Raw genomic sequence first — 16,687 nt, 5'->3', positions numbered from 1 at the left:
ACGGGCGTGTTTGGCGACGCATAACGAAAAAGGCCGCGATGCTGTTCGCATCGCGGCCTTCGAGGCTTTCCGTTACGGGATGACGCGCCGTCAGCGCAGCGTGTTGAACAACGACATCTGCTGCATCTGTGAGAACAGGGTCTGCGCGGCCTGCAGGGCAGTGCTTTCCAGCTGGTACTGGCTGATGGCGTCGGCGTAGTCCAGGTCGCGCATCTGCGACAGCGTGCCCTTGAGGGTGACGGTGTTGGATTCACGCATGTCCGCGGCATTGTCCAGCGCTTTGAGCTGCGCACCGCCAGCGGCGCGCGAGTCGATCATCCGTTCGGAGGCTCGGGCGATGTCGCGCAGTCCGCTCTGCAGCAGGTTCTGCTGGGCGGCGGACTGGCTGGCACTGCCGGTATCCATCTTCAGCGAGCCGATCAGGCTGTCCAGGGTACTGAAGATGTCGCGGCTGGTGGCCGGGGCCACGTTGAAGGTATCACCGGCAGCAGGCTTGCCATCCACGTGCAGGCGCACGCCGTTGAGCACCAGGTCGTCGCCGGCCTTCATGGTGCCGCTGGACACCACCGTACCGGTGTCGTCGACCAGCTCATACTGGTCGGCGGCGGTGAAGCGCACGCTGAAGGCCTTGCCGTCCCAGCTGTTGCTGCCATCGCGGGTGACATTGGTGAGCACGCCGGTACCGGTGTTGCCGCTGGCCGCGGCACCATCCACATGGCCGTCGCCGGTGCCGATGCGCAGGAAAATCTCGCTGCCGGGCAGGGCATCGAGCACGTAGGTGTCCGGGCCCACCTCCACTTGGCGCTGGTTCTGATCGCCGTTGTAGACCACCTTCCCGTCAATCTGGCTGAAGGGAGGGCTGCCGTCGGCCGTGCCGCCGAACAGGTAGCGGCCGGTGCCATCGGTGCTGTTGGCAAGCGCGAGCAGGTTGCCCCGGATGGCCTCGATCTCGGTCACCATCGACTGCTTGTCCGACGCCGCCAGCGCCGGGTTGTTGGCGTAGATGGTCAGTTCGGTGATGCGGCCCATCATGTCGCCAACCTGGGCCAGCGCGTTTTCCTGCAGGCCCAGGCGGTTCTGCACATTGCCGGCGTTGAGCTGCATGCGCTCCAGGGAAGCCAGGGTGCGGTCCAGGCCCACGGCGGCGCCGGAGGCGACCGGGTCGTCCTTGGCGGTCACCAGGCGGCGGCCGGTGGCGATCTGCTGCTCCAGGTGGCTCATTTTGGCCTGCTTGGCCATCATCAACGAGACCGACTGGTTGAACATCATGCCGGTGGAAATACGGTTGTTCATCGGCCTACGGCTCCGAGGATGGTCTGGAACATGGTGTCGGCAGTGGAGATCAGCTGCGAGGCGGCCTGGTAGGCCTGCTGAAGCCGCAGCATGTCGGCGGCTTCTTCATCCAGGTTCACCCCTGACACTGCATCGCGCGCGGACTGCGCCTGGTCGGTGATCACCTGCTGGGCCTGCAGGGAGTAGTCGGCCGAGCGGGCGGCGGCGCCGACCTGGGTGGTCAGCCCGCCAAGAGCGCCGCTCAGGGTCACGGTGCCATCGTTGAAGGCCTTGGCCTGTTCCACCTTGGCCAGCAGCAATGCGTTGCTGTTGTCCGAGGAGCCGGCCGGCGTCGGACCGATGCTGAAGGTGTCGCCGGTCTTCGGCGCGCCGTCGAGCACGAAGCTCCAGCCATTGGCGCTGATGGTCTGGCCTGCGGTGTAAGTGAACGGGCCGGCGCCATCCAGGGTGTACTGGGTGCCACTGGTGAACACGATCGCCGCCGGGTTGCGCAGCGCGGCATTGCCGTGGTCGGTCACCTTGACGCCGCTGAGCTTGCCGGTGCCACTGTTGGACAGTGCTGCGGTGCCCTTGATCGGAGCGGCGGCGGCAATCCGCGAGGTATCGGTGATCGCTACGGACATCGTGCCGGCCACGCCCGCCGTGGGCTGCAGCAGCATGCGGTCGTTGAGCGCCGGCGTGCCGGTCATCACCAGCTCCACGCCATTGAGCACCAGCGGGTCAGCGGCAGTACCGGTACCGGTCATGGCCACCGCCACGCCGGTATCGGCGCGGCTGGCCTGCCACTGGGTGCCGTCGAACTTCAGCACGACGTTCTGCCCGTCCAGCTTGGACAGGTCGCCGAAGCTGGCGGCCATGCTGGCCGTGCCTGCATTGCCGGCGTGGCCGGTGATGCGCGGCGCGCCGATGTTGAAGAAGTCGCCGCCGAGGTTGCCATACAGGTCCGCACCCTGGCGGTGCACGTCATTGAAGCTGCTGGCCATGCCGATCGCCAGCTTGCCCAGTTCGGCCTGGGTGGGGGTGAGCACGGTATCGCGGAACTCGAGCAGGCCGCCGATCTGGCCGCCCAGGGTCTTCGATTCCAGGGTGATCTTCTGCCCGGCGCTTTCCAATGCCAGCTGCAGGCGCTCGGGCATGTACGGGTCGGTCACGGTAGTGACCTTGGACGCGGTGGTGCCCACCACCAGTGCCTGGCCACCGGCCGTGTAGACATTCATGATGCCGCCGTCCTGCATCACCGCGTTGCCGCCGGTGTAGCCGACCAGGTTGGCGATCAGCTGGTCGCGGCGGTCCAGCAGATCCGGCGCGGCATTGGCCGCATTGCCGCCGATGGCGCCGTTGAGCTGGGCAATCTCCTTGGCCAGCCGGTTGATCTCGCTGGCACCGGCGATCAGGCCGTTGTTGACCTCACCGTTGAGCGTGTTGAGCTGACCGTTGAGCTGCTGGAAGCGGTTGGCGAGGGTCTTGCCACCGTCCAGTACGTTCTGCCGGTCGGCGGTGCCCGAGGCATTGGAGGACAGGCCGCTGACCGTATCGAAGAAGCTCGACCACACCCCGGCCACATTGGTGGCCGTGTCGGAGAACATCGCATCGACGCGGTCCGCCATCGTCGACAGCTGCTTCAGGCGCGCCAGTTCGCCGCTGCCGTCGAGCAGCCGCGATATCGCCAGCTGGTCGGCGACGCGCCGGATGTCGGTGATGCGGGTGCCGTTGCCGACATCGCCATAGCCGAAGTTCTGCGGGTTGGCGGTGGCGAAGTCGACCTTCTGCCGGCTATAGCCGGGGGTGTTGATATTGGCGACGTTGTGGCTGGTGGTGGCCAACGCCCGCTGGAACGCGAGCAGGGCACTGGTGCCGGTGGAAAGTACGCTGGACATGGGTTACCTCAACGACGGATGACACCCAGCCCGGTCGGGCTGGCGGTACTGGCAAAGGTCTGGCCCAGGCGCCGGCTGGCGTCGCCCACGGCGGCGATGGCGCGCTCGATGGTGGGGCCGCCGGCAATTGCGGCGATCTTGGCCGCATAGCCGGGATCGGTGGCGTAGCCGGCCTTCTGCAGGCCCTGCGCAAAGCCGCGGACATCGCCGCCGGCCTGCAGCGCGTTCTGGTAACGCGGGCTGTTCTTGAGCAGTTTCACGTAGTCGGCAAAGCTGTCGCCCACCGACGTATACGCGCGGAAGCTGGCGGTTTCGTTGCGGCGAACGCCGTCAACGTATTCGTGGGTACCGCTGCTGGCACGCTCACCGCTCCACCCGGTGGCCTTGATCCCGAACAGGTTGTGCGAGCTGCCGCCGCCATTGCGCTGCACCAGCTTGCGGCCCCAGCCGGTTTCCAGGGCCGCCTGGGCGACGAGGGCCTTGGCATCGACGCCCAGCTCGCGCGCCGCCTGCTGGGCATGGCCCCAGATGCTGGCGACGAAGCCTTCCGGGGTGTGCGGACCCAGCGTGGCGGCCGCCGTACTGGCGGCCAGCGTGTCCACGGCACCGGTGGTACGCGTGGCACCGTCATTGACGCCGCTCCAGCGGTCGTTGGACAACGCGGCCCAGTTTTCCCCGGCGGACCCGCTCACGGCCGGCGGCGTGGCATAGGGATCGTTCCGCCCGAGCGCTTCGTGCATCTGGCTGCTTTCGCGCCCGGCGATCAGGTCCAGCGCACGCTCCATAGGCTGCAGTACTGCTGACGGATCAGCGCCACGCAGGTGCTGAAGCACGTCCACCTCGCTGGGCACGGCAGTCGGCGCAGTGCCCGCCGGCAACGCCATCGGCGCGGCCGATGGCGCATTGAGCCGGTACGCGCGCAGGGCGGCGGCCGGGTTCAGCGCGGTATCGACCGGCGCGGCCGCCTCGCCTTCGGCGGCCCCAAGCTGGCGGGCGATCATCGCCGACAGGCCCAGGCCACGTCCCCGCGTCATCGCCTCGGCGATCTTCTGGTCGTACATTTCGCGGAACATGGTGTTCTCGGCAGGGAAGAGCGAATCGCCGAAGCTGGCATCGCGCATGCTCTTGACCAGCATCTGCGCAAACTGGCCTTCCAGCTGGCGTGCCACCTTGTCGACCTTGGCCGGGCTGTTGGCCTGGGCCGGGTTGAGTTCCAGTGCGGGTGTAATGCGCATGTCAGATCACCTCGAGTTCGGCGCTCAGCGCGCCGGCCTGCTTGAGGGCTTCCAGGATGGCGATCAGATCGCCGGGGGCGGCGCCCACCGCGTTCACCGCATGCACGATTTCATCGAGCGTGGTGCCGCCAGTGAACTTGAACATGCGGCTGCCATCGTTGGTGGCGGTAATGGTGGACTGCGGCGTGGCCACCGTCTGGCCGTTGCCGAACGCATTGGGCTGGCTGACGTTGGTGTTCTCGTTGATGGTCACAGTGAGCGAACCATGTGAAATGGCCGCTGCGCCCACCCGTACCTGCGAGCCGATCACCACCGTGCCGGTCCGCGCATTGACCACCACCTTGGCCGGCGCGCTGCCGGGGGTGAGTTCGAGGTTCTCGATGCGGGCGAGCAGGCCGATGCGCGCGCCAGGGTCGCTGGGCGACTGCACGGACACCGTCACCCCGTCAATCGCGCGTGCCGCACCATCGCCGAACGCCTGGTTGAGCGCGGCGACCATGCGCGACACCGTGGTGAAGTCATTCTTGTGCAGATTCAGTGTGATGTCGCCGCCGCCGTTGAACACGTCCGGCAGCGCCCGTTCCACCGTGGCGCCGTTGGGAATGCGGCCCACGCTGGGCACGTTCACGGACACCCGCGAGCCGTCCTTGCCCTGCGCCCCAAAGCCGCCGACCACCAGGTTGCCCTGCGCGATCGCATACACCTGGCCGTCGGCGCCGCGCAGCGGGGCCATCAGCAGCGAGCCGCCGCGCAGCGACACCGCGTTGCCGATCGAAGAGACCGTGATGTCGATCGGCTGACCCGGCTTGGCGAACGGCGGCAGTTCGGCGTGGATGGCCACTGCGGCCACGTTCTTCAGCTGCGGGTTGACGTTGGCAGGCACATTGACGCCCAGCTCGCCAAGCAGGTTTTTCAGGCTCTGCACGGTAAAGGGCGCCTGGCTGGTGCGGTCGCCGCTGCCGTCCAGACCCACGACCAGGCCGTAGCCGACCAGCGCGTTGGTGCGCACGCCGCCCACCTGCGCCAGGTCCTTGATGCGCTCGGCGTAAGCGGGGGCAGCCAGGGCGAACACCGCCAGCAGCGTCGCCGCCGCACGCAGCGCGTAGCGCGACGCGGTGCGTCGCTGCCCAGCAATGAAGAAGGAAAAGGTCATGTCAGGCTCAGAACGGCGTCAACGCCGAGTTGAAGAAGCGGCTCAGCCAGCCCATTGCATTGGACTGGGCCACCGGACCGCGACCGCCGTAGACGATGCGGGCATCGGCGACGCGGCTGGACGGAATGGTGTTGTCGGGGAAAATGTCCGCGGCACGCACGATGCCCTGCACCTGCACCAGTTCGTCGCCCTGGTTCAACCGCAGGTTCTTGGCACCCTGCACCACCAGGTTGCCGTTGGGCAGGCGCTGCACCACGGTGACGGTGACACTGCCGAGCAGGCGATTGCTCTGTGCGCTGGTGCCTTTGCCGGCAAAGTCGCGCGAACCCTTGGCGCTGGCGCTCAGGATGTCCTTGCCGCCCAGCGTGACCGGTGCGCCGAAGACCGTCGGGGTGCCGATACTCAGGTCCGATTCCTTGGCCGTCGTGGTATTGGCGGTGGTCTGCGCGGTGGTGTTTTCGGTCAAGGTGATGGTCAGCAGGTCGCCGACATCACGCGCGCGTCGATCCGAATACAGCTGCAGGCCAGGGCCGGCGGCGTAGATCGCACCGGCGGTGGCCTGAGGGGTAGGCGCTGCGATCGGGACAACCGGCGCCATCGCCGGATAGGGCCGGACATCGCCAGCGATGACGCAGCCGCCGAGCAGGGCAACCAGGGAGCCGGCAAACAGCAGGCGAAGGGTAGGGCGCAGGGGCGACATGGCAGGGTTTCCGGTTCGGCCGATCAGACGTTCTGGTTGAGGTAACCGAGCATCGCGTCGGTCGTGGAGATCGCCTTGGCGTTCATTTCGTAGGCGCGCTGGGTTTCGATCATCGACACCAGCTCTTCGACCACGTTGACGTTGCTGCCTTCCAACGCGCCCTGCACCACACTGCCCAGGCCGTTGAGACCGGGGTTGCCGTTCTGCGCGGGGCCGGAGGCGGTGGTTTCCAGGAACAGGTTTTCACCCCGTGCCTGCAGACCGGCCGGATTGACGAAGTCGGTCAGGGTCAGTGCGCCGATCTCCACCGAGGCGGCGTCGTCGGCCATCTTCACGCTGATCGTGCCGTCCGTACCGATGGTGAGCGACTGTGCACCTTCGGGAATCTGGATGCCCGGCTGCACCGGATAGCCGCTGTTGGTGACCAGTTCGCCCTGCTGGTTGCGCTGGAACGAGCCGTCGCGGGTATAGGCCGAGGAACCGTCGGGCATCTGCACTTCAAAGAAGCCACGCCCATTGACCATCACATCGAGCGCGCGACCGGTCTGCTGCTGGCTGCCCTGCTCGAAGTTCTTCGAGGTGGCCACCACGCGCACGCCGGTGCCCAGCTGCAGGCCGGTCGGCAGCTGGGTCTGCGCTGAAGACGCACCGCCAGGCTGGCGCACCTGCTGGTACAGCAGGTCTTCAAAGCTGGCGCGGTCCTGCTTGAACCCGGTGGTGTTGGTGTTGGCGAGGTTGTTGGACACCACCGACATGCGCGTCTGCTGCGCATCCAGTCCGGTCTTGGCGATCCACAATGCCTGGTTCATGGCGATGTTCCTTTGTGTTCTACGGGTGGCCGCAGGGGGGCGGCCGTTACAAGAGGCAATGCATGGCGCGTGCCAGAACCGCGCCGGAATTCCGTCGGGGGCGCGTCACCGCGCCGCCGACAGGGCGATCAACCGCCCAGGCGCAACAGGCTGTTGGCACTGCGGGCGTTGTCGTCGCCGTGCTTGATCACCTTCACCTGCATTTCGTACTGGCGCTGCAGCTGGATCATCTGCACCAGCGCACCGGCGGCATCGACATTGCTGCCCTCCAGTTGGCCGCTTTCCAGCGACTTGCCCTGGGCCTGCACAAACGGCTGCTGCGGATCGATGTTGCGCATCAACCCATCCAGGCCGCGTTCCAGGCGGTCGTCGGCGGCGGCCACCACGCGGATCCGGCCGATATTGGCCATCGTCTGCGGGCCTTCGCCGAGCGGAATGATCGAGATCGTGCCGTCGTTGCCGATGTCCATCGCCTGGTGAGGCGGAATGGCGATCGGCGCACCGTTCTCGTCCAGTACCGGATGGCCGCCGGCAGTCACCAGCTGGCCATTGGGCGTGATCGAGAGTGCCGCACCGCGGGTATAGGCTTCACCGCCACCGGCCGGCGGCTGCACCGCCAGCCAGTTGCCCGACTGCAGCGACAGGTCCAGCGGGTTGCCGGTGATCTGCTGGGCACCCATGCGCCGGTTGAACCCGGCGTCCACGTGCAGGGCGTCCACGCGCGAGGCGTAGCCGGTGCCCTTGACCGGGAACGCCTCGGTGTTGGCGAGCGCTTCCTTGAAGCCAGGGGTATCGGTGTTGGCCAGGTTGTGCGAAAGCGTGCCCTGGGCCTGCAGCGACGCGCGTGCACCGGTCATCGCTACGTAGAGCGCCTTGTCCATCGTTGTCGTCCCGTGATGCGGTCAGTGGCTCATCAACGGATGTTGATGATGGTCTGGGTGATCTGGTCCATGGTCGAGACCATCTGAGAGTTGGCCTGGAAGTTGCGCTGGGCGGTGATCATGTTGACCAGCTGCTCGGTCAGGTCGACCGTGGAGGCTTCCAGTGAACCGGCCTGGACCTTGCCGAGGTTGGAGCTGTCCGGTGCCCCGGTGCGGGGGGTGCCCGAGCCGAAGGTCTCCACCCACAGGTTGTTGCCCTTGGCTTCCAGGCCCTGGGTATTGTTGAAGGTCGTCAGTGCCACCTGGCCCAGCGCCTTGTCATCGCCATTGGAATAGCGCGCGTACACCACGCCTTCTTCAGACACGGTGATCTCGTTGAGCTTGCCGGCCGCGTAACCGTCCTGCTGGGTATTGCGCAGCGCGAACTTCTCGCCGTACTGGGTGGACCCGGAGATGTCCAGGGTCAGCGCGAGCTGGCCGGCGCCGGTGCTGGGGGTGAACGGCGTGAGGGTGATCTGGCCGTTGGCGGGCGAGGTGAGTGCACCGGCATTGTTGAAGGTCAGCGTGGTGGGCGCACCCTGTGCCTGGCCGTCCACATAGTTGTAGACCTGCCACTCGTTGGCGGCGGCACCCTTGACGAAGTACGACGTCTGGGTGTGGCTCACGCCGAGCGAGTCGTACACCGTGATGCCGCCGGTGGACTGGCTGTAGCTGTTGGAGTCGGTCGGGCTGAACGGAGTGACCGTAGGCTCCTTGGCGTCGGCCGGCAGGGTGAAGCTGACGTTGACCTTGCTGGTCTGCTTGGGCGGGCTGTCGGTGGTGAGCAGCTGCAGGTCGACCAGGCGACCGGCGTCGAAGCTGGTGCCGTCCGCGTTCGGGGCGAACACCTGCAGGCGCGCGCCCTGCGGGTTGATCACGTAGCCGGCCTGGTCGGTCTGGAAGTTGCCGGCCCGCGAGTACACGCGCGCACCGTTCATGGTCATGGTGAAGAAGCCCTCACCGGAGATGGCCATGTCCAGACTGCGCCCGGTCTGCTCGTTGTTGCCCTGCGAGAACTGCTGGGCCACGTTGGTCAGGCGCACGCCCTGGCCGATGGCGTTCTTGGACAGACCGTAACTGGTGGCCGAGAACAGGTCGGCGAACTCGGCGCGCGACTGCTTGAAGCCGGTGGTGTTCACGTTGGCGATGTTGTTCGCGGTGACGTTCAGATCGGCATTGGCGGCGTTGATGCCGGACAACGAGACATTGAAGCCCATGAGATTGCTCCTGGTATGCGGGGTGGGGCGGCTCAGCTGATGCGGAGCACGTAGTCGATCGGGGCCGTACCCAGGCCCTTGAGGTTGAGGTACAGCCCGTCGGAGCCGACCGTGACGCTTTCCACAGGTGCTTCGACGTAGGTATTGGCCTTGGTCTTGGCGCCGGCGCTGTCGGTGAAGGAGGCGGCGAGGGTGTAGCTGCCGGGCGGCATGCGGTTGCCGTTGGCGTCCTTGCCGTCCCACTCGAACGTGACTTCGCCGCTGGCCTTGGCCTCCACGCTGAGCGTGTTGACCTTGACGCCGTTGGCGTCGGTGATGTCCACATTGACGAAGCCGGCGCCGGGTGCCGCGACCATGCCGCTGGTGCTGCCTTCGGTTTCCAGCGACCACGTGGTCGAAGGAACCAGCACGTCGTGGCCCACCAGTGCAGCCCCGCGCAGGATCTGGTCACCGGACATCTGGTCCTGGAAACCCTTAACCGTGGCGTTGAGGTCGGTGATGCCCTGCACCTGCGACAGCTGCGCCATCTGCGCCACCATCTGAGTGTTGTCCATCGGCTTGAGCGGGTCCTGGTGCTGCAGCTGCTCGGTCATCAGGCGCAGGAAGTCGGCCTGGTCCAGGGTGCTTTTTTTCTTGCTGGTGTCACTGTTGGGTGCGTTGAGGCCGAGCGCGGTATAGATATCGCTGCCCTGGCCGACGCCGCTGGTGCTGCTCATGACGGTATGTCCTGCAAAAGTGGGGGTCAGCGACCCATGCTCAGGGTGGCCAGTGCCAGTTCCTTGGCGGTGGTCAGCATCTCCACGCCGGCCTGGTAGTTGCGCGAGGTGGAAATGAGGTTGACCATCTGCGCCACCGGATCGACGTCGGGCTGGTAGATGTAGCCATCGCCATCGGCCAGCGGATGGCCGGGCTCGTAGCGTTTGATGGGTGCCGCGTCGCTCTGGTTGATTTCCTTGACCTGGACGGTGGTGATGTTCGGGTCTGTCCGGCTGGTGACGGACTGGAAGATCGGTTCAAGCGGTTTGTAGACCGCATCGGCCGACCCGGCGACGGTATCGGCATTGGAGAGGTTGGACGCGATGGTGCTCATGCGCACCGACTGGGCCTGCAGGGCCGAGCCGGCGATGTCGAAGATCGGCAGATTGCTCATGGCTTATTGGCCCGTGATGGCGGTGAGCATGGAGCGCACCTTGGATTCGACGAAGCTCAGCGAGGCGCGGTACTCCAGCGCGGCGCGGCCGTAGGCGGCACGCTCGGCGTCCGGGTCGACGGTGTTGCCGTCGATGCTGGGCTGCACCCCGTCCTTGGCAATCTGGAAGGGGTTCAGGCCGCCGCCGATGGCGAAGTGCTGTTCGTTGGTGGTTTTCATGAGTCCGTTGGCGTCCAGGCCCTGGGCGTGGCGCAGGGCGGCGTCGAAGTCGAGGTCCTGGGCCTTGTAGCCGGGGGTGTCGGCATTGCTCAGGTTGCTGGCGATCAGCTTCATCCGCTGCTCGCGCAACGGCATGGCCTGGGCATGGACCCCCAGATAGTCGGAAATCAGATTGGGCATGGCGCGCTCCCACGGGACGATGCGGGGGAGGCTGCAAGGGCTGTGCCAATCGGTATGGCGTCGGGGCATATGGCCCGGGTCGACAGCGCGCGCGCAAGGCGGCCCTGACGCCCACAAAAAAGCCCAGCAGGTGCTGGGCGTGAGGATGAACGATGCCGCTCCGGCCTTCCCGGGGGAGCGTGGACGTCGGCGGTCGCGTGCGACCGCCGTGTCTCAGGCGGCCATTGCCACCTTGCGCAACCGGTCCAGCACGAAATCGGCCAGTTCGTGCGGGGAATACTTGGCCACGAAGGCGTTGGCGCCCACCCGCTCGACCATCGCGTTGTTGAATACGCCCGACAGTGAGGTGTGCAGCAGCACGTACAGGCCGGCCAGACCCGGGTGGCGCCGGATTTCCGTCGTCAGGGTGTAGCCGTCCATCGCCGGCATCTCGATGTCGGAGATCACCATCGCGTAGCGTTCGGCGGGATTCTCCCCGGCCGCATGGATCTGGATCAGATGGTCCAGCGCCTGCTTGCCGTCCGACAGCAGGGTCGCGCTCACGCCCAACTGGTCCAGCACGCTGCGGATCTGCTGGCGGGCCACGCGCGAGTCGTCCACTACCAGTACCTGCATCGGCGGGGCATCGGCCGGCAGGGCCATCGACGGGTCCAGCACGGCTTCGCCGCGCACCTGAGCGATATCGGCCAGGACGCTTTCCACGTCGATCACCTGGATCAATTCACCCTGGAAACGGGTGACGGCGGTCAGGTAGCTCGATTCGGCACCCAGTTCCGGCGGCGGGTGGATGTCCTCCACCGCGATGTTGACGATCCGTTCCACGCCGCTGACCAGGAAGCCCTGGATCGAGCGGTTGAACTCGGTCACCACCAGATAGCCTGGCGCGGTATCGGCATCCGGTTCGCGTTCGGGGTGGCCGATGGCCAGGCCCAGGTCCAGCACCGGCACCGAGCGGCCGCGCACGTCGGCAACGCCGGCGAACTGGCTGGGCAGGCCGGGGACCTGGAACAGGGACGGGCGCCGAAGCACCTCCTGTACCTTGAACACGTTCACGCCAAAAAGCTGACGTCCGCCAAGCCGGAACAGCAGCAGGGCCAGACGATTGTGGCCGGCCAGTCGCGTACGCTGGTCGATGCGGTTGAGCAGGTCATGGGACATGGGTCTGGTATCGGCGCCACCCGGCGCGACTTGAGCGCGGCGCGCCCGGAAGCGACGGTGGGTTGCGGCACGCACCTTGCATCGCCCTGCGCATGTCCGTTGCCCCTGGAGTCTGCATGCGTTCTGTCCTGGTCGTTCTGTCCCTGCTGCTGGCATTCCCGGCCGGGGCTGCCGCCGGTTGGCAGCCGGTGGAGAGCATCCGCGGTGCGGCATTGTCGACGCTGCCGGCCGGCACCGAAGGCGACACGTCGCTGGACTCGGCGCTGCGCCTGCCGGCCTGCGGTCAAGCCCTGCGCGCCCAGCCGACCGGTACCAGTACGGTGGAGGTGAGCTGCCCGGATGCCGGCGGCTGGCGGCTGTTCGTGCCGGTCAAGGTCCGCCGCAACCAGCAGGTGCTGGTCCTCAACCGCGGGATCGCCGCTGGAGAAACGTTGACGGCGGCCGATATCACCACTGCCCAGCGTGACGTGGCGCGCATTGCCGGCGCCGCACTGGCCGACCCCCAGGTGGCGGTCGGCCGGGTAGCCCGCCGGACCCTGAGCGCCGGCAGCCTGCTGTCGGCCAACGACCTGGTCGCCCAGCGCCTGGTGCGCCGGGGCGACAGCGTCGCCCTGGTCTCGCGCCGGGGCGGGGTGGAGGTGCGGGTGGCCGGGCGGGCGATGGCCGACGCGGGCGAGCACGAACGGGTGTCGGTGGAGAACCTGTCGTCACGCAAGATCGTTCAAGGTACCGTGGACGCCAGTGGCGACGTTTTAGTGACGCGTTGATCACAATGCTGACCGGCATCCGTTTGTGCTGAAAAACCCTGCCATTTCCCCCTAAAGGTGGCGGCCTCTGTGCCGTTATCCCTTGTGAACCGAACACCCAGGACATCTCCATGAGCCAGAAAATCGACGGCAACCTGCAGGCCACCGCCCATCTGCGCAGTGTCGCCCTCGGCACCAAGCCCAGCGCGGGTACCGATCCCCAGGCGCGCCCGGTGGAAGCCGTGGACAGCCTGCGGCTGACCGGTGAAGCCACCTCGCTGCAGGCCATGCAGCGCGAGCTGAGCACGGCCCCGGCGATCGACGCGGCCCGCGTGCAGGCCGTGCGCGAGTCGCTGCAGAACGGCACTTACACGATCAACCCTGACGCCATTGCCTCGCGGATGCTTGAGCTGGACCAGCAGCTGCAGGGATGACGCTGGCGATGAGCGAGCCGTTGCAGCGCCTCAGCGATGCCTTGGACGTCGAACGCCTGGCCTTGGTCGAGCATGATGTCCACGCGCTGATTCAGGCGACCGGCGCCAAGCTGGAGGCGCTGCGTGCGCTCGAAGCGGCGCTGCCGGTCGGCCAGGCCGAGCGTCTGCAGGAACTGGCCGAGCGCAATCGCGCCAACGGCGTGCTGCTGGCGCGCCGCCGCCGCGAGGTCAACTGGGCATTGCGCCAGCTGGGCCGCAGTGAGGAGGCGTCGGCATATGACGCCAAGGGCCAATCCAGCACGCTTCACACGCGCCGGCCGCTGGCCGTCGCCTGACCGGCCCGGGCAGCACCTGCCGGGCCGGGGTTTCCGGTTCGCGTATATTGGGCGCCTGTTTTCACCTGCCCGATGTGACCGTGACCGCCGATATCTCGTTTGTTACCGCGCCGTTGCCGCCCCAGCCGGTCCTGCTCGCCCTGTTCGAGCACACCCGTGAAGGGGTGCTGTTGTTTCGCGAGGACGGCAGCGTGGCAGTGGCCAACGCGGCCCTGCGCGCCATCGTCGGCCAGGCCGAGCCCGATGCCGGCCTGAGCGCCACCCAATGGCTGCGGCAACGCCTGCCGCCGGACGCGCTGGAGCATGCACGGCAGCAGGGCCACTGGAATGGCAGCCTGCCGGTCGGCGAGCGCATGGTCATCGCCCACGTCTACCATCATGAGGCGGCAGGTGAGCGCCACTATCTGGCCCTGTTCCACCGCATCGAAGGCCAGGAAGACTATGAGCGTGAGCTGCAGCAGCGTCACGCCGAGCTGCGGCAGGCCTACCTGCGCTTGAACGGCACGCAGGAAAAGCTGCTGCAGTCGGAGAAGATGGCGTCCATCGGCCAGCTGGCGGCCGGCGTGGCGCACGAGATCAACAATCCGATCGGCTACGTGCACTCCAATCTGGGCAGCCTGCAGGAATACCTGCGCAGTCTGTTCACGGTGATCGAAGCCTACGAGCGTGCCTTGCGTGCGCCCGACCCCAAGGCGTTGATCCCGGAAATCGACGACATCCGCAACCGGTTCGACATCGACTTCATCAGCCGCGATCTGCCGCAGCTGATGGCCGAGTCGCGCGAGGGCATCGAGCGGGTGACGCGTATCGTGCGCGATCTGAAGGACTTCTCGTACTCCGGCCGCGACGAGTCGTGGAAGCTGGTGGACCTGCACGCGGGCCTGGAATCGACGATCAACATCATCTGGAACGAGCTCAAGTACAAGGTCACGCTGCACCGCGAGTTCGGCCAGCTCCCGCTGGTGGAATGCCTGCCGTCCGAGCTCAATCAGGTCTACATGAATCTGCTGCTCAATGCCGGCCACGCGATCGCCGAACGCGGCACGATCACCGTGCGCACGGGCGTGGACGGCGACACGGTCTGGGTGGAGTTCGAGGACACCGGCGGCGGCATTTCGCCGGAACTGCGCCAGCGCATCTTCGACCCGTTCTTCACCACCAAGCCGGTGGGCAGCGGCACGGGTCTGGGCCTGTCGATCTCCTACAGCATCATCAACAAGCACCACGGCCGCATCGACCTGGACAGCACCCCGGGCGAGGGCGCACGTTTCCGCGTGGTACTGCCGATCAAACAGCCGCGCTGAACCCGGCGCTGGCGAGATCGGGTGATCGGGTGATTGCGTGACGCCCGGCGATGGCCGGGTGGGCGGGGTCTGCGCGAACAGCCTGTGGCCGATGAACGTACCGTGCGGTGCTGACGGGTGCGGGTGTCCCGTAAGCCCGCCCCCGTCGGCCCAGCCAGCGGCAGGCAGATGCCGGGGGCTGTTCGCGCTGGCGTCAGGTCACTCGTCTTCCGGCGCTGCAATCGCTACCGGCGGGGCGGTGTTGGCGCGGCGTTGCTCTTCGTGCGTGCGGAACGCCTGGTGGATGTGCTTGCGCAGCTCATCGTCGTTCCACGGCTTGGTCAGGAAGCGGTAGATCGCGCCGCGGTTGATCGCGTCGGTGACGGTGTTGAGGTCGGTGTAGCCTGACAGCACCAGCCGGATCGTGTCCGGGTAGAGCATCTTCACCCGGCCCAGGAACTCGGTACCGCTCATGTCGCTCATGCGCTGGTCGGACAGGATCACCTGCACGTCGTTGATCGCCAGCAGGTCGAAGGCATCGCGCACGTTGCCGGCCGCCAGAATGCGGTAGCCGTCGCGGCGGAACAGGCGCACCAGCGAGCGCAGCACGTTCTCTTCGTCGTCCAGCAGCAGCAGCGTCCGGTCCGGGCGGGTTTCGGCGAAGGCCTCCGGGCGCAGGTAGCGCCGGCGCAGCGTCATCCCGGCCGCATCGGCCGACATCGGCTCGCCGAACAGATAGCCCTGGAACACATCGCAGTCGTTGCGGCGCAGGAAGCCGAGCTGTGCCTGCGACTCCACGCCATTGGCGATGACGGTCATGCCCAACTGGTGACCCATCGCGATGATCGCGCGGGCGATGGCCGCCTCGCGGTTGCCGGCCGGCGCGCTCTTGATGAAGCTGCGGTCGATCTTGAGCTTGTCGACCGGGTAGCGCACCAGCGCGCTCAGGCTGGAGTCGCCGGTGCCGAAGTTGTCCAGGCTCAGGCTGATGCCTTCATTGCGCAGGTTGACCAGCGTTTCGTGCACGAAATTGACGTTGTTGGTCAGCGCGCTCTCGTTGATCTCCAGCGTCAGCATGTGCGCCGGCACCCCGGCGGTCTGCATCAGCGCCATTACCTCGGCAAAGAAATTCGGGCGCAGCAGCTGCAGGGTGGACACGTTCACCGCGATGGTGAAATCGTCGAAGCCCTGGTCGCGCCACAACCGCGCCTGCTTGAGTGCGCCTTCCAGCACCCACGTGCCGATCTGCACGATGATGCCCAGGCGCTCGGCCGTGCGCATGAAGCGCTCCGGCACCAGCATGCCCAGCGTCGGCGACTGCCAGCGCAGCAGCGCTTCCATGCCCACCACGTGGCCGTCGCGTGCGCTGACCAGCGGCTGGTAGCGCAGCTTCAGTTCACCGTTGGGAATGGCATCGACGATCTGCCGGGCAATGATGCTCTCGCTGTGCGCGCTCGATGGCGTATCCACCGCATGGATGCGCACCGCATTGCCGCCTTCGCGGGCGGCCTGGTAGAGCGCGTCCTCGGCATGGTCGAGCAGCCGCGACGCACCGCTGGCGTGTTCGGGGCACAGGCTCACGCCCAGTTTGCCGGTCATGAACAGCGTATAGGGCAGCACCGACAGCGGCAGCTCCAGCTGCTGGCGGATTTCCTCGGCGAGGTCCTCGGGCAGCGGCACATCGGCGGTGCGCTGCACCGCGATCAGGAACTCATCGCTGCCATGCCGCCACAGCTTGCCGCGGCCACGCAGGTGGTGCTGCAGGCGCTGGGCGACCAGCACCAGGGCCTGGTCGCCCACCTCGGCGCTCATGTTCTCGTTGACCGATGCGAAATGGTCGATGTCCACGTGCATCAGCATCAGCGGGGTGCCGCCGGAGGCGGCCTCGGCCACCATCGCCTGCAGCTCGGGGTTGCCGGCGCCAAGGCGGTCCGGGGCATCCTCGATGCTGACCAGGGGCAGGGAAGGGTTCCACATG

General features: G+C 66.9%; 17 protein-coding genes. 4 read left to right on the top strand and 13 right to left on the bottom strand.

Features of this window, described 5'->3' with window-relative positions; translation table 11 throughout:
* Nucleotides 1–90 precede the first annotated feature (90 nt).
* From flgL to ACPEH1_RS05185, 12 genes are all read right to left on the bottom strand, one after another.
* The gene (gene flgL, locus ACPEH1_RS05240; protein WP_017354445.1) at nucleotides 91–1,293 is read right to left on the bottom strand and encodes a flagellar hook-associated protein FlgL; all 1,203 of its coding nucleotides are present in this window, start codon (nucleotides 1,291–1,293) and stop codon (nucleotides 91–93) included.
* Nucleotides 1,290–3,170 (bottom strand): flagellar hook-associated protein FlgK, encoded by a 1,881-nt coding sequence (gene flgK, locus ACPEH1_RS05235; protein WP_017354444.1) that lies wholly within the window; start codon nucleotides 3,168–3,170, stop codon nucleotides 1,290–1,292. The genes flgL and flgK overlap by 4 nt, the downstream gene beginning before the upstream one ends.
* A gap of 8 nt (nucleotides 3,171–3,178) precedes the next feature.
* On the bottom strand, nucleotides 3,179–4,405 hold the full coding sequence (flgJ, locus tag ACPEH1_RS05230) for a flagellar assembly peptidoglycan hydrolase FlgJ (protein WP_153164157.1): 1,227 nt from the start codon (nucleotides 4,403–4,405) through the stop codon (nucleotides 3,179–3,181).
* A 1-nt stretch (nucleotide 4,406) separates the two neighbouring features.
* A complete protein-coding gene (locus tag ACPEH1_RS05225; RefSeq protein ID WP_136004094.1) occupies nucleotides 4,407–5,558 on the bottom strand; it encodes a flagellar basal body P-ring protein FlgI in 1,152 nt (383 codons plus the stop codon).
* Between the two features lie 7 nt (nucleotides 5,559–5,565).
* Nucleotides 5,566–6,258 (bottom strand): flagellar basal body L-ring protein FlgH, encoded by a 693-nt coding sequence (gene flgH, locus ACPEH1_RS05220; RefSeq protein ID WP_017354441.1) that lies wholly within the window; start codon nucleotides 6,256–6,258, stop codon nucleotides 5,566–5,568.
* Between the two features lie 23 nt (nucleotides 6,259–6,281).
* Nucleotides 6,282–7,067: a flagellar basal-body rod protein FlgG gene (flgG, locus tag ACPEH1_RS05215; protein WP_017354440.1), complete on the bottom strand. Its 786-nt coding sequence runs from the start codon at nucleotides 7,065–7,067 to the stop codon at nucleotides 6,282–6,284.
* A 128-nt stretch (nucleotides 7,068–7,195) separates the two neighbouring features.
* Nucleotides 7,196–7,948 (bottom strand): flagellar basal body rod protein FlgF, encoded by a 753-nt coding sequence (locus ACPEH1_RS05210; RefSeq protein WP_153164153.1) that lies wholly within the window; start codon nucleotides 7,946–7,948, stop codon nucleotides 7,196–7,198.
* A 32-nt stretch (nucleotides 7,949–7,980) separates the two neighbouring features.
* Nucleotides 7,981–9,204, bottom strand: coding sequence for a flagellar hook protein FlgE (gene flgE / locus ACPEH1_RS05205; RefSeq protein WP_017354438.1), 1,224 nt, complete (start codon nucleotides 9,202–9,204; stop codon nucleotides 7,981–7,983).
* A 32-nt stretch (nucleotides 9,205–9,236) separates the two neighbouring features.
* Nucleotides 9,237–9,920: a flagellar hook capping FlgD N-terminal domain-containing protein gene (locus tag ACPEH1_RS05200; protein ID WP_313242460.1), complete on the bottom strand. Its 684-nt coding sequence runs from the start codon at nucleotides 9,918–9,920 to the stop codon at nucleotides 9,237–9,239.
* A gap of 26 nt (nucleotides 9,921–9,946) precedes the next feature.
* A complete protein-coding gene (gene flgC, locus ACPEH1_RS05195) occupies nucleotides 9,947–10,354 on the bottom strand; it encodes a flagellar basal body rod protein FlgC (RefSeq protein ID WP_017354436.1) in 408 nt (135 codons plus the stop codon).
* A gap of 3 nt (nucleotides 10,355–10,357) precedes the next feature.
* Entirely contained in the window at nucleotides 10,358–10,753 is a 396-nt protein-coding gene (gene flgB, locus ACPEH1_RS05190; protein WP_017354435.1) for a flagellar basal body rod protein FlgB, read from the bottom strand.
* Between the two features lie 213 nt (nucleotides 10,754–10,966).
* Nucleotides 10,967–11,911: a chemotaxis protein gene (locus ACPEH1_RS05185; RefSeq protein WP_017354434.1), complete on the bottom strand. Its 945-nt coding sequence runs from the start codon at nucleotides 11,909–11,911 to the stop codon at nucleotides 10,967–10,969.
* Nucleotides 11,912–12,027: 116 nt separating this feature from the next.
* Here ACPEH1_RS05185 and flgA point away from each other — a divergent pair, with 116 nt between their 5' ends.
* The 4 genes from flgA to ACPEH1_RS05165 all read left to right on the top strand — a co-directional run bounded on the left by flgA (nucleotide 12,028) and on the right by ACPEH1_RS05165 (nucleotide 14,730).
* Nucleotides 12,028–12,678: a flagellar basal body P-ring formation chaperone FlgA gene (gene flgA, locus ACPEH1_RS05180; protein WP_017354433.1), complete on the top strand. Its 651-nt coding sequence runs from the start codon at nucleotides 12,028–12,030 to the stop codon at nucleotides 12,676–12,678.
* Nucleotides 12,679–12,788: 110 nt separating this feature from the next.
* Nucleotides 12,789–13,091: a flagellar biosynthesis anti-sigma factor FlgM gene (gene flgM / locus ACPEH1_RS05175; RefSeq protein ID WP_017354432.1), complete on the top strand. Its 303-nt coding sequence runs from the start codon at nucleotides 12,789–12,791 to the stop codon at nucleotides 13,089–13,091.
* Nucleotides 13,088–13,426 (top strand): flagellar protein FlgN, encoded by a 339-nt coding sequence (locus ACPEH1_RS05170; protein WP_136004101.1) that lies wholly within the window; start codon nucleotides 13,088–13,090, stop codon nucleotides 13,424–13,426. Before flgM ends, ACPEH1_RS05170 begins: the two co-directional genes overlap by 4 nt.
* Nucleotides 13,427–13,506: 80 nt before the next feature.
* Nucleotides 13,507–14,730: an ATP-binding protein gene (locus ACPEH1_RS05165; protein ID WP_026070497.1), complete on the top strand. Its 1,224-nt coding sequence runs from the start codon at nucleotides 13,507–13,509 to the stop codon at nucleotides 14,728–14,730.
* Nucleotides 14,731–14,928: 198 nt separating this feature from the next.
* Here ACPEH1_RS05165 and ACPEH1_RS05160 read toward each other — a convergent pair whose 3' ends face one another.
* Nucleotides 14,929–16,686, bottom strand: coding sequence for an EAL domain-containing protein (locus tag ACPEH1_RS05160; protein ID WP_017354429.1), 1,758 nt, complete (start codon nucleotides 16,684–16,686; stop codon nucleotides 14,929–14,931).
* Nucleotide 16,687 lies beyond the last annotated feature (1 nt).

The sequence above is a fragment of the Stenotrophomonas sp. NPDC077421 genome (assembly GCF_049545505.1).
Lineage (GTDB): Bacteria > Pseudomonadota > Gammaproteobacteria > Xanthomonadales > Xanthomonadaceae > Stenotrophomonas > Stenotrophomonas nematodicola.
Note: the sequence above shows the minus strand (reverse complement) of the source record. Positions and strands in the feature narration are given on the sequence as shown.

Excerpts from the sequence above, each read along its gene's own strand:
- flgL (WP_017354445.1), bottom strand. The coding sequence starts at position 1,293 with ATGAACAACCGTATTTCCACCGGCATGATGTTCAACCAGTCGGTCTCG.
- flgK (WP_017354444.1), bottom strand. The coding sequence starts at position 3,170 with ATGTCCAGCGTACTTTCCACCGGCACCAGTGCCCTGCTCGCGTTCCAG.
- flgJ (WP_153164157.1), bottom strand. The coding sequence starts at position 4,405 with ATGCGCATTACACCCGCACTGGAACTCAACCCGGCCCAGGCCAACAGC.
- ACPEH1_RS05225 (WP_136004094.1), bottom strand. The coding sequence starts at position 5,558 with ATGACCTTTTCCTTCTTCATTGCTGGGCAGCGACGCACCGCGTCGCGC.
- flgH (WP_017354441.1), bottom strand. The coding sequence starts at position 6,258 with ATGTCGCCCCTGCGCCCTACCCTTCGCCTGCTGTTTGCCGGCTCCCTG.
- flgG (WP_017354440.1), bottom strand. The coding sequence starts at position 7,067 with ATGAACCAGGCATTGTGGATCGCCAAGACCGGACTGGATGCGCAGCAG.
- ACPEH1_RS05210 (WP_153164153.1), bottom strand. The coding sequence starts at position 7,948 with ATGGACAAGGCGCTCTACGTAGCGATGACCGGTGCACGCGCGTCGCTG.
- flgE (WP_017354438.1), bottom strand. The coding sequence starts at position 9,204 with ATGGGCTTCAATGTCTCGTTGTCCGGCATCAACGCCGCCAATGCCGAT.
- ACPEH1_RS05200 (WP_313242460.1), bottom strand. The coding sequence starts at position 9,920 with ATGAGCAGCACCAGCGGCGTCGGCCAGGGCAGCGATATCTATACCGCG.
- flgC (WP_017354436.1), bottom strand. The coding sequence starts at position 10,354 with ATGAGCAATCTGCCGATCTTCGACATCGCCGGCTCGGCCCTGCAGGCC.
- flgB (WP_017354435.1), bottom strand. The coding sequence starts at position 10,753 with ATGCCCAATCTGATTTCCGACTATCTGGGGGTCCATGCCCAGGCCATG.
- ACPEH1_RS05185 (WP_017354434.1), bottom strand. The coding sequence starts at position 11,911 with ATGTCCCATGACCTGCTCAACCGCATCGACCAGCGTACGCGACTGGCC.
- flgA (WP_017354433.1), top strand. The coding sequence starts at position 12,028 with ATGCGTTCTGTCCTGGTCGTTCTGTCCCTGCTGCTGGCATTCCCGGCC.
- flgM (WP_017354432.1), top strand. The coding sequence starts at position 12,789 with ATGAGCCAGAAAATCGACGGCAACCTGCAGGCCACCGCCCATCTGCGC.
- ACPEH1_RS05170 (WP_136004101.1), top strand. The coding sequence starts at position 13,088 with ATGACGCTGGCGATGAGCGAGCCGTTGCAGCGCCTCAGCGATGCCTTG.
- ACPEH1_RS05160 (WP_017354429.1), bottom strand. The coding sequence starts at position 16,686 with ATGTGGAACCCTTCCCTGCCCCTGGTCAGCATCGAGGATGCCCCGGAC.